General features: G+C 61.5%; 12 protein-coding genes and 2 tRNA genes. 4 read left to right on the forward strand and 10 right to left on the reverse strand.

Annotated features, from left to right (window positions below):
* Positions 1-73: 73 nt before the first annotated feature.
* The 6 genes from C482_RS00990 to C482_RS01015 are packed head-to-tail and all read right to left on the reverse strand — an operon-like array spanning position 74 to position 8397.
* Positions 74-619: a NusA-like transcription termination signal-binding factor gene (locus C482_RS00990; protein ID WP_006165479.1), complete on the reverse strand. Its 546-nt coding sequence runs from the start codon at positions 617-619 to the stop codon at positions 74-76.
* A 3-nt stretch (positions 620-622) separates the two neighbouring features.
* Positions 623-1822, reverse strand: coding sequence for a DNA-directed RNA polymerase subunit A'' (rpoA2, locus tag C482_RS00995; protein WP_006165480.1), 1200 nt, complete (start codon positions 1820-1822; stop codon positions 623-625).
* Positions 1815-4745: a DNA-directed RNA polymerase subunit A' gene (locus tag C482_RS01000; RefSeq protein ID WP_006165481.1), complete on the reverse strand. Its 2931-nt coding sequence runs from the start codon at positions 4743-4745 to the stop codon at positions 1815-1817. The genes rpoA2 and C482_RS01000 overlap by 8 nt, the downstream gene beginning before the upstream one ends.
* 7 nt (positions 4746-4752) lie before the next feature.
* Entirely contained in the window at positions 4753-6582 is a 1830-nt protein-coding gene (gene rpoB / locus C482_RS01005) for a DNA-directed RNA polymerase subunit B (protein WP_006165482.1), read from the reverse strand.
* 6 nt (positions 6583-6588) lie between these two features.
* On the reverse strand, positions 6589-8169 hold the full coding sequence (locus C482_RS01010; protein ID WP_006165483.1) for a DNA-directed RNA polymerase subunit B'': 1581 nt from the start codon (positions 8167-8169) through the stop codon (positions 6589-6591).
* Entirely contained in the window at positions 8170-8397 is a 228-nt protein-coding gene (locus C482_RS01015) for a DNA-directed RNA polymerase subunit H (protein ID WP_004267310.1), read from the reverse strand. It abuts the gene before it with no gap.
* Positions 8398-8721: 324 nt separating this feature from the next.
* On the opposite strand from C482_RS01015, the gene C482_RS01020 reads away from it, so the two are divergent.
* The 4 genes from C482_RS01020 (at position 8722) to C482_RS01035 (ending at position 12659) form a co-directional block, all read left to right on the forward strand.
* Positions 8722-8794, forward strand: a tRNA-Asp gene (locus C482_RS01020).
* A gap of 728 nt (positions 8795-9522) precedes the next feature.
* Positions 9523-9595: transfer RNA gene (locus tag C482_RS01025), tRNA-Asp, on the forward strand.
* A 284-nt stretch (positions 9596-9879) separates the two neighbouring features.
* Positions 9880-10308, forward strand: a complete 429-nt coding sequence (locus C482_RS01030; RefSeq protein ID WP_006165484.1) for a group I intron-associated PD-(D/E)XK endonuclease — start codon at positions 9880-9882, stop codon at positions 10306-10308.
* Between the two features lie 212 nt (positions 10309-10520).
* On the forward strand, positions 10521-12659 hold the full coding sequence (locus tag C482_RS01035; RefSeq protein ID WP_006165485.1) for a bacterio-opsin activator domain-containing protein: 2139 nt from the start codon (positions 10521-10523) through the stop codon (positions 12657-12659).
* A 240-nt stretch (positions 12660-12899) separates the two neighbouring features.
* On the opposite strand, the gene C482_RS01040 is transcribed toward C482_RS01035, so the two are convergent.
* From C482_RS01040 to C482_RS01055, 4 genes are all read right to left on the reverse strand, one after another.
* Complete coding sequence (locus C482_RS01040) at positions 12900-13646, reverse strand: protein-L-isoaspartate O-methyltransferase family protein (RefSeq protein WP_006165487.1); 747 nt, start codon at positions 13644-13646, stop codon at positions 12900-12902.
* Between the two features lie 84 nt (positions 13647-13730).
* Positions 13731-14396, reverse strand: coding sequence for a protein-L-isoaspartate(D-aspartate) O-methyltransferase (locus C482_RS01045; RefSeq protein WP_006165488.1), 666 nt, complete (start codon positions 14394-14396; stop codon positions 13731-13733).
* A gap of 141 nt (positions 14397-14537) precedes the next feature.
* A complete protein-coding gene (locus C482_RS01050) occupies positions 14538-15191 on the reverse strand; it encodes an HVO_0476 family zinc finger protein (protein ID WP_006165489.1) in 654 nt (217 codons plus the stop codon).
* Positions 15192-15337: 146 nt separating this feature from the next.
* On the reverse strand, positions 15338-16300 hold the full coding sequence (locus tag C482_RS01055) for an aminopeptidase (protein ID WP_006165490.1): 963 nt from the start codon (positions 16298-16300) through the stop codon (positions 15338-15340).
* Positions 16301-16492: the final 192 nt, after the last annotated feature.

Genomic DNA, 16492 nt, shown 5'->3' on the forward strand with positions numbered 1-16492 from the left:
AATCAGAACCCACACAGCGACTCAAACCAACGGCGGGGTCGAGAGAATAATTCGTGACGGGGGAGAACAGACGCTATATGAGCTGAATGTCGTCGATCTCGAAGTGACGAGCAGCTAGCGTCCGTGCGGTTTCGATGGTCCGTCCGCCCGAGCCAATCGCGATACCGCGGTCGGCGTCTGCAACCTCAACGTAGGCGACGGTGTCGTCGTTTTCGCTGATCGTGACATTGTAGACCGCAGCAGGGGCAAACGCGTTTGCGACGAATGACTCAGGATCGTCAGCGTTCTCGACGAGACGGATCGACCGTCCGAGACGATCTTCCAGTTGCTGAATCGTCTGTCCCTCGGGGCCAATTGCTTCGCCCATCTGTCCGCGTTCGACGACGATAACCAACCGATCGGAGTGACGTGACTCCACATCACCGGTCGCAGTCGTGTTTTCGTTGCCACCGTCGTGCTCGACGCCGCTGGAGTGGGCTGCGTCCGTGCCCGCACTCGCGCCGCTAGACGTGTCACGCTCGTCGCGCTCTTCAGGGACGCAGTCGATGCCGGTCGCACCCGTCACCTCCTCGAACGTCGCGAGGTACTGACGCGCGTCGTCGTCGAGGGTAACCGCCATTGATTAGTCTGCCTGACCGCCGCTTTCGGGGCTAACCGATCCCATCCGGAGGTCGACGTCTCCGGTTCCGAGCTTGATCGGTTTGCCGACGATGACGTTCTCGGTGACGCCGTCGAGTTCGTCGATCTCGCCGTGGATCGCCGCGTTCAGCAGGTGGTTGACCGTCACCTCGAATGCTGCGCGTGCGAGGACCGAGTCCTTCGAGCCCGAAATACCGTGGCGGCCGATCGACTCAATTTCGCCGCGGTTGGTCATCATGTCCGAGACCAACATCAGGTGGCGCACGTTCACGTCGTCAAGCCCCTGCTCTGCAAGCGTGTTATTCGTCTCCTCGATGATGGCCTCGCGGGCGGCCTCGATACCGAGGTTGCGGTGAATCTCGTGGATGTTGTTACACGTCGTCCGGGAGGCGTCGACGCCCTCGATCTCGAGGACGTCGCCGAACGCCGACCCTTCGGTGTAGAGGACGAACTGCTCGTCGCCGTCGTCCATCTCCTCGCGGCGGATGACGACGCGAGAGACCTCTTCGATCCCCTTGAACGTAATCTCGCGCAGTTCCTCGACGAGCTGGAGCAGGTCTCGATACGACGGCTCTTCTGGCCCGAACTGGATGTTGGTACCGTCTTGAACCGTGCTCACGCCGAGGTTGTCCTCGATGATCTCGGCGACCTCCTCGGGCGTGATCATGCGCTCTTCGAGGGTATCCTGGTTGAGCGAGATCTGGACGCGCATGTCTGCGACGTTCGTCGAAACGTCACCCAGCGCGAGGATTTTCGTCGCCTCGATGTTCCAGACGACCTCGTGAGCGCGCTCGCGCTCAGTTGCGAACTCGTCTTCGAGATAGACCGTCATCATCGGCGTGTCCGGCGTCTTCCGGGCGTCGACGAGTTCGATCAGTCGTGGCAGCCCCTGGGTCACGTCGATCTCTGCGACCCCTGCGTAGTGGAACGTGTTCATCGTCAGCTGCGTTCCTGGCTCCCCAATCGACTGTGCCGAAACGGTACCGACGGGATCGAGCGGCTCAACGCGCGTGTCGACGTAGCGTGCTTCGACCGCTTTCGCGAGTTCGTCTGCATCCTCGACGGTCGCGTCGCCGCGATCTTCGAGCGTCTCGTAGACGTTGTCCTTGAGCCGACGCGGCAGGTCGGTGTCCTCGACAACGGCGATCATGTCGTCGTCGACGGCGTAGTCGACCTCAGTCATCGGAGGTCACCTCCTCTGTCTCCTCGACAAAGCGAGTGTCAGCGTGCTCGGAGAGGTTCGTCGGCTGTCGTTTCGTGCCGAGGAACTCCTCCTTCTCGGCCTCGGAGGCGAACTCCGAGTCGAGCACGCGGTCTGCGATCTGCTCGACGTCGATGTCGTTGTCGTCACCCGAGGAAACCTTCACCGGCGAGGTGCCGTCCTCGCCGAACTCGAACTGGACGATCGTATCCGAGGTGTCTCGGACAGTGCCGTCGTACTGCGCTTCGAGTTCCGAGAGTGCGTTGATCAGTCGGCGCTGCAGGTAGCCGGACTTCGAGGTCCGGACTGCCGTGTCGACCAGCCCCTCGCGGCCACCCATCGCGTGGAAGAAGAACTCCCGCGGGGTCAGCCCCGACGTATAAGAGTTCTCCACGAACCCGTGAGCCTCCGCCGAGAGGTCGTTCGGCTTGTAGTGGCTGAGCGTGCGGTCCTCGTAGCCGCGGTTGATTCGCTCGCCACGAACTGCCTGCTGACCAACCGCACCGGCCATCTGGGTCAGGTTGAGCATCGATCCACGCGCACCGGAGTTGGCCATGACGACCGCCGGATTCTCGTTGTCGAAGTGCTCGTCCGCAATGTTACCGGCGTTGTCACGCGCACGCGAGAGCGTCTGCATGATCTTCATCTCGAGTGTCTCGTCGAGCGTCCGGCCCGGAAGGGACTCGAGTTCGTTGTTCTCGTAGGCCTCGATGAGTTCCTCGACGCGGTCGTTCGCGTCCTCGATCGTCTCGTCGATTCGGGACTGTGCTTCTCCTGGGATGGTTTCGTCGTCGATCCCGATCGAGAACCCGAAGTGCATGATCGCGCGCATCGCGAGCGTCGAGACCTCGTTGATGAAGATCCGCGAGCGGGTGTTGCCGTAGATCTTCGTGATTGTGTCGACGATCTCGCCGCCGAATTCGCCGACTTCGTCCTCGGCAATGGTTCCCTCAATGAGCTGGCCGTCTTCGATGACGACAGGCTCGCCGATAGTGCCCGTGAACTCGAGATTCAGGTCGTCGGGCAGGAGTTCGGAGAAGACGTCGTACCCGGTCCAGAACGGCTCACCCTCATCGTTGATACCACTTGGCTCTGGCAGTTCGTCGATCCGAGTTGCACGCAGTAGGTCGAGCGCCTGCGTTTCGTTGAACCGTGGGTTGTCGTGGGTCAAGAGGTACATCCCACTGATGTGGTCCTGAATTGCCCCGATGATGTTCTCACCGAACCGTGGGGAGAGAATCTGTTCCTGGACACGCATGAGGACGCGCGCTTCGGCGCGGGCCTCCTCGTTCTGCAGCGCGTGCATGTTCATCTCGTCACCGTCGAAGTCAGCGTTGTACGGCGGACAGACGACGGTGTTGAGTCGGAACGTCTTGTACGGCATGACCACGACCTCGTGGGCCATGATCGACATCCGGTGGAGCGACGGCTGGCGGTTGAAGATGACGATGTCGCCGTCGACCATGTGCCGGTTAACCTCCCAGCCGGCGTCGACCTTCTCTGCGAGCGCCTCGCAGTTCTTCTCGGTCACCTTCAGTCGGCGGCCGTCGGGTCGGCGGACGTAGTTCGCGCCAGGGTGGCCCTCGGGACCGTTCGAAACGTAGCGTCGAGCCTCCTCGACGTTTCGCTCGGTGACGTTCATCGTCTGGGTCATCTCCTTTGCGACGCGGTCTGGGACACCGACCTCGTTCAGCGAGAGGGTCGGGTCCGGCGAGATGACGGTACGGGCAGAGAAGTTGACACGCTTCCCGGACAGGGAGCCTCGGAAGCGACCCTCCTTGCCCTTCAGGCGCTGGGAGAGCGTCTTGAGCGGCCGGCCGGAGCGGTGTCGGGCCGGCGGCGTCCCCGAGATTTCGTTGTCCATGAACGTGGTGACGTGGTACTGCAGCAGTTCCCAGAGGTCCTCGATGATCAGCTGTGGGGCACCGGCCTCACGGTTCTCCATGAACCGCTGGTTGATCCGGATGATGTCGACCAGTTTGTGCGTAAGGTCGTCCTCGGATCGCTGGCCGTTGTCGAGCGTAATCGACGGCCGCGCAGTGACCGGCGGAACGGGGAGAACGGTAAGGATCATCCACTCCGGCCGCGAGCGGTCGGCATCGATGCCGAGCACTTCGATGTCCTCGTCCGGAATATTCTCGAACCAGTCCCGGATGTCCGAGGGCATCAGCTTGTTCGTGTCCTCCTCGGTAAGGTCGATGTCGAGTGCCTTCTCGATGGCCTCGCGCTGACTCTCACGCGGACGGAACGATCCCGAGAGAATCTCGTTGATCCGGGTGAGGTCGATCTCCGTCTCCGCAGCGAGTTCGTCCGGCGAGGTCCGCTCGATACCAGCTTCCTCGTCGCCCTGCATCGCGCCGGCGATACGCTGGGAGTACTCGCTGGTCAGGACCTGCTGCACCTCGTAGTAGGTCGTCGGCTTCTCGTGGTCGATATCGTACTGGACCTCGCCACAGTGTGGACATCGATCCTTCTTTCGGGCCTGCCGAATTGCCGCCTTCGTCACGTCGTTCAGGTCACGACCGAGTTTCCGGGACTCCTCGATCTGGTCCTGGAACTCCTCGCGCTCGTCTTCGACCAGCAGCAGGCGCGAACACTCACGGCAGGTGCCACGCAGCAGTCGGCGGATAAGCTTCGTAAAGCCGACGTGGATGACAGGTGCGGCGAGTTCGATGTGACCGAAGTGACCGTTACAGGAACCTGAATGCTTCCCACAGGTCTTGCACTCGAGTCCGGGGTCGATCACGCCGAGACGCGGGTCCATCAGCCCCATGTCGATGGGGAAGCCGTCGTCGTCGTAGGTGTCGGCGGTGATGATTTTCGTCGCGCTCATCTCCCGATACTCTTCGGGCTCCATGAGCCCGAAGTTGATCGATCCGATGTCTTTTGGTGTACTGTTTCGCATTGTGATGTTAAACGGCGTCTGCCAGTTCCAGTCGTGGCGCGATACCCAGTGCCTTCATCTCGTCCAGGAGGAGCTTGAACGCGTAGCTCATCTCGATTTCGTGGATGTCGGTTTCCTCCTCACAGTTCGGACAGTAGACGCGTCGTTGTTCGACGTTCTCGACTGCACTCATGCCACACTGGCCACAGACGTTGATGAACTCGCGGTCGGACTCATCGAGCAGTCGTTCCTTGAGCGTCATCGCAGCACCGTGACCGATGAAGACGTCGCGCTCCATCTCCCCGATACGTAGTCCACCTTCACGGGCACGACCCTCGGTCGGCTGGCGGGTAAGGACCTGCACTGGCCCGCGCGAACGGGCGTGCAGTTTGTTCGAGACCATGTGGTAGAGCTTCTGGTAGAAAATGATCCCAACGAAGATCTCGGCCTCAATTTTCTCTCCCGTGACGCCAGAGTACATCGTCTCCTTGCCCGCGGAGTCAAAGCCGGCCTCTTCGAGCCCATCACGCAGTGCGGACTCGTCCTCGCCGAGGAACGGCGTTCCGTCGACGCGACGGCCTTCCATTGCACCGAGCTTGCCGCCGATCATCTCGAGAATGTGTCCGACGGTCATGCGCGATGGCAGCGCGTGGGGGTTGAGCACGAGGTCGGGGACGACACCGTTCTCGGTGAACGGCATGTCCTCCTGGGGTGCGAGGTGGCCAAGAACACCCTTCTGTCCGTGCCGGGACGCGAACTTGTCGCCGAGTTCCGGAATCCGTTCGTCGCGCACGGAGACCTTCGAGAGCTTCGAGCCGTCCTCGCCCTCCATGAGCGTGATCGTGTCGACGACGCCGCTCTCTCCCGAGCGCATCGTGACCGAGGTCTCACGGCGCTTCTGCGGCGAAAGACCACCCATATCATCTGGCTCCTCGAGGAATCGCGGTGGACTCGTCTTGCCAAGCAGGACGGAGTTCTCGTCGACCTCCGTCTCGGGGTTGACGAGGCCGTCCTCGTCCAGATGCGCGTAGGCTTCCTCACCGCGGGCACCGCGGACATCCTGGGACGGAATCTCGAAGCGGTCTTCCTGGCCGCCCGGATACCGTCGCTCCTCGCCCTCGTAGGTACGGAAGAAGTGCGAGCGAGCAAGTGCGCGCTCGATGGACGCCTTGTTCATGACGAGCGCGTCCTCGATGTTGAACCCCTCGTAGCTCATCACGGCGACGACGAAGTTCTGTGCGGCTGGACGGTCGTCGTAGCCAATCTGCTCCGTGGTCTGGGTCTTGACCATCGAGAGCTGCGGATAGTGAAGCAGGTGCTGGCGCGTGTCCGGCCGGATCCGGTAGTTAGCCGACGGCAGCCCCAGCGACTGCTTGATCATCCCTGCACCCATCGTAATTCGCGGCGAGGCGTTGTGTTCTGGGTACGGAATCATGCCCGAACCGATCGAGAAGATCAGCTGCGGGTCGATCTCGAGGTGCGTGTGATCCTCGTTCAGATCGTCCTCCTCGACGGCGACGTAGATGTCCTCTTCCTCCTCGGCGTCGATGAACTCGACGTAGCCGTGATCGACGAGATCCTCGAACTCGAGATCACCGTCGCGAAGCGCCTCGATCTCCTGCTGGGAGATGCGGGGCTCGCCGTCCTCGACGACGAGTAGCGGGCGGCGAGCGCGGCCTGCGTCGGCGTTGACGATGACTTCGCGAGTGCGGTCTTTGACGGAGACGTTGACCATCTCGCTGACGTCACCGATGCGTCGTGCTTCGCGGATCTGTTCGGCTAGCTCGTGCGGATCGGGGTGCGTTCCCACCAGCGACCCGTTGACGTATACTTTGGCTTCTCGTTGTTGGCTGCTCATTGTAGATCAGTCGTCTGCGGTAGATGTCGATCGTTCGATGCCCTCGAGTCCGGGAATGCCCTCGACCCCCATCGAGGCCAGTTCCCGCTTGAGCGCCTGTTCATCTTCGATGTTCTGGGAGAGCTCCATCGCCTGCGCGAAGTTCTTCACGAGACCACAGTTTGGTCCCTCAGGCGTTTCCGACGGTCCGATACGACCCCACTGCGTGGCGTGTAGGTCCCGCGCTTCGAAGTGGGGCTGGCTGCGCGAGAGCGGACTGCGCAGTCGGCGAAGGTGAGAGAGAACGCCCATGAAGTTGGTACGGTCGACCAGCTGGGAAACCCCAGAGCGGCCACCGACCCAGTTGCCCGTCGCGATTGGGTGCTCGAGTCGCTCGGTCAGCACGTCGGAGCGAACGACCGTCGAAACCGAAAGGTTCCGGTTACGCATGTTTGCGCGCTCGAGCTGATACTTCACGTCACGTGCCAGCTTGTTGAGCGCTGTCCGGAACAGGTCCTTCATCAGGTCGCCCGACACCTTGAGGCGCTTGTTCGCGTAGTGGTCCTTGTCGTCGGCCTCGCGCCGGCCGAGCGCGAGCTCGAAACAGGCCTCGGCCATCCGACAGAGGTAGTGAGCCTTGTTGATCCGAACGTCTTCCTCCTCGACACCATCCTCGTGGAGGTGTGGCAGGAGGTATCGGTCGATGACGTAGTTGGCCCGCTTGAGCTGGTAATTCTTGCCCTGACCCGAGGCGACGCGCTTTCCGAGTGCCTCGATGGCCTCCTCTTCGGTCTGGACGTCCGCTTCCTCCAGATTCTCGAGCATGTACTTGACGACCTCTGGGTCGTTCGAGACCTTGTGGACGATCTCCTCGTCCGATTCGAGGCCGAGTGCGCGCACGAGCGTCACGAAGTTAATTGAGCCAGAGACCGAGGGGAAGGATACCTCAAGCAGCCCGTTTCGGGTTCGCTCACAGAGGACGAGCGCGCGGTAGCCACGGCGCTGAGAGAAGGTCTTTGCGACCTGAATCTCGTCGCCGTACTTGGTGTCGTACTCCGCGAGGATCTTGTTCGGTGCGAGGTCCTCACTGGTCATCAGCACACGCTCGGAGCCGTTGACGATGAAGTAGCCACCGGGGTCGGCAGGGTCCTCACCGATCTCGATCAGTTCTTCGTCCGAGAAGCCGGCGATGTTACACTTATCGGAGCCGACCATGATCGGCATCCGGCCGATCTTCGTCTCGGTCGAGTCGACGACGCGCTCGTCGCCCTCTTCGCCCTTGACGATGGACATTTCCATGAAGACCGGCGCAGAGTAGGTGATATTGCGGAGTCGGGCTTCCTGCGGATAGAGCAGTTCCTCGGAGCCGTCTGCCTCGCGAACGCGAGGCGTGACGACGCGCACGTCGCCCAGTTCGACGTGAACTGGCTCCTCGCCTTCCTTGTCACCGATATCCGTGTCGATGGTCGCCTTCTCGTCGACGACCTCCTGCATTCCCCGGTTAAGGAAGGCGTTGAAGGAGCGGTAGTGATGTTCTGCGAGCCGTTCTCTCGAGAAGTATTCGCGCGAAATGTCCCGTCGTTTGTCTCGGTCGAGTTCCATTGCCATTTATTCCACCACAAGTCGGTATACGACCGCCTGATCGGTTGTACGTGAGTTTCGGACGATTTTGATGACGTCGCCGACCGCCGCATCGTCCGGCAGCGCGGGGTCGTTGCGTTTGATTTTTGGCAGATCGGTACGGTCGATGTCGTACTCGTCGAGCACCTCCTCGAGTGCGTCTTCCTCGAGGACGGAGTGGTCTGGCACGAGTTCGTGTTGGCTTACGTCTACCATGTATTGGTCTGGTTGGGGTCAGTGATGTGCGTGTGCGCTATTGGGAGAGAAGCGGCTGTCACGAGATACTACAGCGAGGTAGCGGCGGCAGGCATTTAACGGTTACTAACTCGGCTCAGAAGCGTCGCTATCCGGCCGGGCGGACCTGACCGGTGTGAACGATCACGAGTGTGAGTAGCCGATTCTCAGTTAAATCCCTTGTGGGTCGTGTCAATCACCACCACGATTTGGCAGAAGGAGGCAGGATTGTGTGGCGATTCCCCGTACCAAGGCAGTCCCGATTGGAAAGCCTTAATACTCCGACCGGGAAAGGAAGCATTGCAAGCCCGGGTGGTGTAGTGGCCCATCATACGACCCTGTCACGGTCGTGACGCGGGTTCAAATCCCGCCTCGGGCGTTTCTTCGATATCCAATCCGTGAGCGACCAGCGTAGCTGTGTCGCGAACAAACTACATCGAAGAACGACAGTACTGGGATTTGAACCCTGCCAGTCGCGCACAGCGAACAACGTGAGCGAGCACGTCTGGCTCCGGTTCAAATCCCGCCTCGGGCGTTTTCTCGAACTCAACTCTCACGAGCAATCAGCGTGCTGTGTTGCGAGTATCCTGTGTTCGAGAACACGGCAATAGGGATTTGAATCAGGGAGCAGCTTGCTGCGACCGTGGTTCAAATCCCGCCTCGGGCGCTTCTTCGATTTCTAATCCATGAGCGACCCGCGTAGCGGTGTCGCGAACACACTCAATCGAAGAGCGGCAGTACTAGGATTTGAACCCTGCCAGTCGTGCACAGCGAACAACGTGAGCGAGCACGTCTGGCTCCGGTTCAAATCCCGCCTCGAGTGCGCTCTGTTGAGGACAATCGTGACTGGCCAGATGTGCTGTAGGATATTGCTGCGGCGATGAGTGGAGCAAGCCACACCCATCAGTTTGTCGATGTCCTGAACAGTAGAAGCAAGTCGTCCGTCACTCCACGCAGCGTGAACGACAGGTACGACAACTGTATCCTGTGATTATAGCGCGTGTCCTCCGCAGTGGCACTCGAGTACGCCGAGTGGTCAATATTCCCACACACGGCGGAGGGAGAACAAAACCCTTAATACTCCGACCGGGAAAGAAGGCATTGCAAGCCCGGGTGGTGTAGTGGCCCATCATACGACCCTGTCACGGTCGTGACGCGGGTTCAAATCCCGCCTCGGGCGCTTCTTCGATTCCTAACTCGTGAGCGACCCGCATAGCGGTGTCGCGAGCATACTGTATCGAAGAACGGCACTAGGGATTTGAATCAGGGAGCAGCTTGCTGTGACCGTGGTTCAAATCCCGCCTCGGGCGTTTCTTCGATATCCAATCCGTAAGCGACTCGCGTAGCGGTGTCGCCAACATCCTGCCTCGAAGAGTAAGAGGGTTCGAGTTCCTGTAGCGCGACGACCCCACAACACAGCCGAGAGTTCATATACAAAAACGAACTCAACACCGGCGAACTGCGATGTCTGTGAGGACGAACACGAAACAAACCGGCGACGAAACCGAGTGCAAGATCATGTGCCGGCTACTCGAGAAGGGCTACACTGTCTCGCAGCCGTTCGGAGACAACGACAAGTATGACCTAATTCTCGATACCGGCACTGACCTGTTCCGGGTGCAGTGCAAAACCGGCTGGCAGGAGGACGACGGTGCTGTCCTCCGGTTCAAGACGGCGAGCAAGACGACGAGAAACGGAGAAGTGACCATCGTCGACTACGGTACCGCAGTCGACGCGTTCGCCGTTCGCTGCATCGACACAGACACGCTCTACTGGGTCCCAGCCGAGCAGGTCGGATCGAAGAGTACGTATCTCCGACTCGAGAAGCCCGAGATCGATCACCCCCACATCAAACTAGCGTCGGCGTTCCGGTTCGACACCGCGCTTCCGTGACGCCGTGCTGGCGACGCACTCGAGTACCACCCACGAAACCGAGGGTGACAACGCGCGATCGTAGAAAGAGAGATGCGAAGACAGGAAGGTGAAGACAAGAACCAGAGGGCTAACTTTTAGTACAGGTTGAAACGTTATAGAAGCAGTTACAGGTCGCCGATCACAGAACGTCGCCGCACGTGGTATCGGCGACCTGAAGTTCGATTTCGACTATGTCACAGCAGATTGCCGTTCTCGTCGTCGACAACGAACCCGGGTTCGCGGGACTCGCCAGCGAAATGCTCGAACGCGAACACGATGCAATCGCCGCAACCCCTATGACCAACGCACCGGAGGCACTCGAGTATCTCGAGGTCGAGGAGCACACGGTCGACTGTATCGTGAGTGATTACGAGATGGCGGAGCTGTCGGGTCTCGAGTTGCTCGAGCGCGTGCGAGCGGAGGATCCAGAGTTGCCGTTTATTCTGTTTACGGGCCGCGGGTCGGAGGCGGTCGCGAGCGAAGCGATCGATGCGGGGGTAACGCAGTACCTCCAGAAACAATCGGGCAGAGAGCAGTATACGCTGCTGGCGAATCAGATCACGAACGCGGTGGCACAGTACCGGGCAGAGACGGAGTTGCGCGAGAGCGAGCGTCGATACGAGCGGACAGTAACGACGCTGCACGAGACGACGCGAGAGCTGATGCGCGCGGAGACGAAGGCCGAAATCTACGAGGCGGCGGTCGAGACGGCGGCAGAGATGCGAAATGTGGCGGCTGCGGCGGCCTATGCCTTCGAGCCAACGGACCGGGTCCTCGAACACGTCGCCTCAGCGTCGGCGTCGGCCTCGACGGGTGAGTCGCGGGCAGTCGTCGATCCTGCTGTCGACGCGCCGCGATCGGATGATCTGATCTGGGAAGCGTTCTCCGAGGGCATCGTCGGAGAGTACGACGAGCAGGCACAGGCAGGTGGGATTCTCCGCACAGAACTGGTCAACCGCAGTGAGGTGGTGGTCCCCCTCGGCTCACACGGGGCGCTCGTCGCGGGGACGACGGATTCGGATGGGTTCGCCGAGACGACGACTGAAGTCGTCCAGATCCTGGCGGCGAACACGGAAGCGGCACTCGACCGCGCAGAGCGCGAGCAGTTGCTGCGCGAGCACGACCGAACGCTGACCGAGCAAAACGAGGAACTGACGCGGCTCAACCACATCAACGAGATCGTCCGCGAGATCAACCACGGTGTCGCGCAGGCCTCAACCCGCAACGAGGTCGAAACGACAGTATGCGATCGCCTTGCCGACACGGATCGGTATCGGTTCGCCTGGATCGCGAGCAGCGACGATCCGCCTGAGCCAACCACCTGGGAAGGCGTTGACGCAGCGTACATGGATCGGATCCGCGAGGACGGAACTCAGACTCCCGAATCGAAACTCGTCCGACAGACGCTCGAGGCGGAGCGACCCTGTGTCGTCCGCGACGTGCTGGAGACCGACGCCTGGGACCAGCGCCGTGCCGAGGCGCTCACCTACGGCTTCCAGCGCGTCCTCGCAGTTCCCATCACCGACGGCGAGCGAGAGTTCGGCGTCCTGCTCGTGCACATCGGCGGCGGCGAAGACATCGGCGACGCCGAACGCGAGGTGCTCGCCGAACTCGGCGAGACTATCGGCCACGCGATCCACTCCATCGAGCGCACGCGAGCGATGCTTACTGATAGCCGACTCGAGTTGGAACTCGAGTGCCGTGACTCGCGGCTGTTGTTCAACAGGCTGACGACGCGGATCGAGGAGTCACTGACGGTGGCGGGCGTCATCGACCGACGGGACGACGAGTTCGTCTGTTTCGTCAGCACGCCGTCGTCAGCCGATATCCGGCCAGTCGCCGAAGAGTGGGCGGCACTCGAGACCTGTTCGGTTGTCTCGAACGGTGAGGACGAGACGCTGTTCGAGATCACCGGTTCGACGACGCCCCTGATCGATGTGTTGCGGACCTACGACGTGACTGTGCGAAGTGTCACCGCGGAGGGGGGCGTCTCGACGCTCGTGCTCGACGTGCCAAAGCAGGTCGAGGCCCGTACGTTGATCGAGGCAGTCACCGAGCGCTATCCAGAGACCGAACTCGAGGCGCGCCGTGAGACGACGAGCACCAGGTCGGCCCGACAACTCGACACCTATCTCGAGGAGAAGTTAACCAACAAGCAACACGAAGCGCTGCAGGCGGCCTTTTACAGTGGGTTCTTCGAGTGGCCTCGCGAGAGTACAGGAGAGGACCTTGCGGCTGCACTCGACGTTTCGTCGCCGACATATCACTACCATCTCCGAGCGGCCGAACGAAAGCTGGTAACGCTGGCGCTCGACAGCTACTCTAATTGATTAGTACCGTTCTCAGACAGTGTCTAATTAGTTAGAAAGTATACTTAACCCCCTCCCATCCATACGCATAGATGGCGATCTGCGAGAGACTGTCGCCACCCCCTAATCCCCACCCCCACTTTCCGGAACCAATACTCAAGAGCGACAGGTAGAGCTGTGTCAACTGCGTAGGGAGGAGATCGGAAGCAATGCTTCTGAGCATCACACAGAGCCTGCGCTCGGCCGGTAGTACGTCAATACTCACGAGTCAACCGACCGCTCCCACTCGATCCAGTCCTGTTCCCAGCCGCGTCTGGACTCGGCACGGCGCTGGGCGTACTCGCGATCTTCGCGTGCCATCCGATTTCGTTCGATGGTACCAGGCTGTTCGCCCTCGACCAGCAATGGTTCCAGAGAGACGACGTCGTGTTCGGTCCGGTCGCCATCGTTCGTGACTGCGACCACGCGCTGGCGTTGGGTTCCTTCCGGGTAGACCAGCCGTCCGTTCGGAGCCAGTTGGTCGAGCAACGCCCGCGGGGGCGACACGACGGCTGCCTCCAGGAGAATGCGATCGAACGGGGCGTACTCTGGGAGTCCGTCGGCTCCGTCGCGACGGTCGACGAGGACGCCGTCGTACCCCGCGCTGGCGAGGTTCTGCCGGGCTTCGATGACGAGCGGACGAGCGATGTCGATTGCGTGGACGGTCGTCTCGCCGGCAATCTCGGCTGCGAGCGCGGCGGTGTAGCCGACGCCTGCCCCGACGACAAGCACATCATCGCCCGCTGTCGGTGCAAGGGCGTCCATGAATCGGGCGACAGTGCTCGGCGAGAGCACACGCGTTCCGTGTACCTCGTGGTCGCGGTCGGCGTACGCCGTTCGCTCGTCGTCGATGAACTCGTGACGAGGCACGTCACGCATCGCGACAGCGACGGTCTCGTTCTGGAGGACGTCCTTGGCCGGGGACTCGAGTCCGTCGACCATGTCCTCTCGCAGTACCGCGGGGTCCATAGTCGAGCTATCTGGTCGGTGAATATGAATGGCGCGCTTGCGCCAGACGGAGTCGCCACGTGCTCTTCTCGTGCTCCCGAACGCTTACCCGCGCAACTGGACGAACCGGACCGCGCCGTGCTCGGACCGGTCGAGCGAGCCGTCAACCCGTTTTGTCGCCTCGACGAGCGTCTGGCGGCCCGTCCCGACAGGAGCGAGGAGCGTCCCCCCGGAACGAAGCTGCTCACACACCGGATTTGGAATCGACGGCGTCGCACAGGTGAAGTAGGCCGCGTCGTAGGGTGCGTGCTCTTCCCACCCGTTTCGGCCGTCACCCCTCCGGACCGCAACATCGCCGTAGCCGAGTGTTGTGAGTGTCTCGCGGGCCGATTCCGCGAGCTCTGCGCTGTACTCGACGGTGTACACGTGTTCCGGACCGACAATCTCGGCCGTCACGGCTGCGTGATAGCCACACCCCGTCCCGATCTCGAGTACCTCGTCGCCCGGCTCAAGGGCGAGTCGGTCGGCCATGACCGCAACCATGTGCGGTGCACTGATCGTCTGGCCGTCTCCGATGGGGAGCGGTCGATCCGCGTAGGCGTTACCGCGACGGCCGGCAGGAACGAACTCGTGGCGCGGGACGGACTCGAGTGCATCGAGGACGCGCTCGTCGTGGACGCGGTGGGAGACGGTTTGGACCATCCGCTCGCGAGCGGCCGCAAAGTCGCCGTCGTCCGGATCGTCGGTGTCGCGACCGAAGCGATCGAACATAGGTATAGGTACCAATTAGCGTTCGGGAGGAAAGAGTATGTGGGGCGCACGTGCGCGCTGGTTCAGAGTGGGGCCGAGAGGGGCCGAGAGGGACCGAGAGAGACAGGAGAGGCGAGAGAGGGCGAGAAAGGGACGCGACCATTACCAGGCCGACCACGCGCTCGACGTCTCGTCGTAGGCGTACACTCGCTTGACATCCTTTGCGGGTACCGTATCACCCTCCATATCGTATCGGTCCCGGTCGTAGCCCGTTACTGTCTTGCGGACCACGAAGGCATCGATTTCGAACTCGTCGTCACCGAAGTCGTCGACTGCGCCAACCTCGAACTCGTAGTCGCCGGGGACGTGAACCGTGATGCTCCGACTGTCGTCTCGGGACCCGTCCTGTGGGTGGATCGTAATATCGACGGAGACGTTGTCGACTTCGCGCGTCCAGACAGTCTCGATCTCGTCGGCTGGGGCACTCTCGACGCGGCGCTGGCCATCGAGTTCGAGGCTGGTCACGCGAACGGTCGAGAGGACCTCCTCGGTTTCGAGGAGGAACTCATCGCCGACCTCGATGGTCGCGCCTTCGGGTGTCGTCACGTTGGCGGTGAACGATTCGCCGTCCTGGGAGACGACGACATCGAGCGTTACCTCGCGCTCTCGTTCTGGCTGTACCTTGTGGACGTGGCTGCACTCGCTGCAGCGCACAGTGAGGGAGCCGCCGCCCTCGGTGAGGACCTCGTGGACGGTTTCGAGGTCCGGCGAGCACGACGGACACGGCGTCGGAATCCGATCCGGTATATCGTTCATAGCACGGCGTAGACGCTACGTGCCTAAAAGGCGATTGGACCTGTTTTGATGGAGCGATTCGACTGGTCGGTACTCGAAATCCTCATTCGAACGACGAACTCCCGAAGAGAACACACGGTAAGCAGAGCCTTGCTTGCGGCCGGGTCTTACTCGCTCTGTGGGAGGTCCACTTCCTCCCCGTCCACGTACACCGTCGGCCCGCGAATAATGCCGTCGAGGTGGATGGGTGCCTCCACGTCGCCGCCGATTCCAGCGTCGTCACCGATTGCGATATGAACCGTCCCGCCGGCCTTCTCGTCCAGTAGGACTGAGCCGACGAGTTCCGTGACGGCGACGTTGGTTCCGATACCGAGCTCCGCGAGGTTACGCGCCGCGTCACCGACCTCTTCGGCCGCACTCTCGACCGTTTCGCGGATGTCGTCGTCCGAAATATCTGTGACGAGACCGTCCTCGACCTCGAAGGCGAGTGTCTGGTCGTCCTCGAGAAGCCCGTGGGGCATCATCGTGCCGTCGACGACGAACGTACCGCTCGCGCTTTCAGGGCTGACGAACACCTCGCCGGCAGGGAGGTTCGACATGACACCTGGCTCGTGGACGATACCGGTATCCGAGAGGAAATCGTGGCCGCCAACGTCGAACGTAATGTCAGTCCCCGCAGGCGCGGTCACGCGAATCTCGTCAGCGTCGTCGACCTGCTCGCGAACGTCGGCGCAGTGGTCCGCGATCAGTTCGTAATCCGCGTCGAGTCCGGTCGTGAAGACCTCCTGGGTGATTCCGGGCAGTGTCGCGACGCGTGCGCCGGCCTCGTTGGCCTCGGTTCGGGCGCGAGTGTGGCTCAGGCTCTTGGTCGTCGGCGCGAGCACCACGTCCGCGCCGGCCATCGCTGCTGCAACCGGGTCCGGTGGCTCGCTCCCGTGGGTCGTTCCCGGTGGGTACCGAACGATCACCGCATCGTCCGTAATCTCGCTCGCCACGTCGTAGAGCGCCTCCCCAATCGGCTCGCGCTTGTCGTCGGTGACGATCGCACAGGACTCGTTGGACTCGAGTGCAAGACACTGTGCGACTGCGGTTTCGGCTGGGTCTCGAAGTGTGGTGGGGGTGGTAGACATACCTCAGGGTGTGTGCGGGGAGTGAATATGTCTTCCCCTCTGTGAGTCTCGCGGTGTTAGGAGACGAGCCGACGTTCGAGACACGGGTTGCAGAGTGAACAGGAAACCGTACTGAGAAACTCTGTGGCGAGTAAAAATCCCGCGAGAAGCCTCGAAACGGTTATCCGCCTCGGTAGTGGACTGCCGGATACA

The organism is Natrialba chahannaoensis JCM 10990, from assembly GCF_000337135.1.
Taxonomy (GTDB): domain Archaea; phylum Halobacteriota; class Halobacteria; order Halobacteriales; family Natrialbaceae; genus Natrialba; species Natrialba chahannaoensis.

Coding starts and splice junctions, on each gene's coding strand:
- C482_RS01015 (WP_004267310.1), bottom strand. CDS start 8,397: ATGGTAGACGTAAGCCAACACGAACTCGTGCCAGACCACTCCGTCCTC.
- C482_RS01035 (WP_006165485.1), top strand. CDS start 10,521: ATGTCACAGCAGATTGCCGTTCTCGTCGTCGACAACGAACCCGGGTTC.
- C482_RS01050 (WP_006165489.1), bottom strand. CDS start 15,191: ATGAACGATATACCGGATCGGATTCCGACGCCGTGTCCGTCGTGCTCG.
- C482_RS01000 (WP_006165481.1), bottom strand. CDS start 4,745: ATGCGAAACAGTACACCAAAAGACATCGGATCGATCAACTTCGGGCTC.
- C482_RS01030 (WP_006165484.1), top strand. CDS start 9,880: ATGTCTGTGAGGACGAACACGAAACAAACCGGCGACGAAACCGAGTGC.
- rpoB (WP_006165482.1), bottom strand. CDS start 6,582: ATGAGCAGCCAACAACGAGAAGCCAAAGTATACGTCAACGGGTCGCTG.
- C482_RS01045 (WP_006165488.1), bottom strand. CDS start 14,396: ATGTTCGATCGCTTCGGTCGCGACACCGACGATCCGGACGACGGCGAC.
- C482_RS01055 (WP_006165490.1), bottom strand. CDS start 16,300: ATGTCTACCACCCCCACCACACTTCGAGACCCAGCCGAAACCGCAGTC.
- C482_RS01010 (WP_006165483.1), bottom strand. CDS start 8,169: ATGGCAATGGAACTCGACCGAGACAAACGACGGGACATTTCGCGCGAA.
- C482_RS01040 (WP_006165487.1), bottom strand. CDS start 13,646: ATGGACCCCGCGGTACTGCGAGAGGACATGGTCGACGGACTCGAGTCC.
- C482_RS00990 (WP_006165479.1), bottom strand. CDS start 619: ATGGCGGTTACCCTCGACGACGACGCGCGTCAGTACCTCGCGACGTTC.
- rpoA2 (WP_006165480.1), bottom strand. CDS start 1,822: ATGACTGAGGTCGACTACGCCGTCGACGACGACATGATCGCCGTTGTC.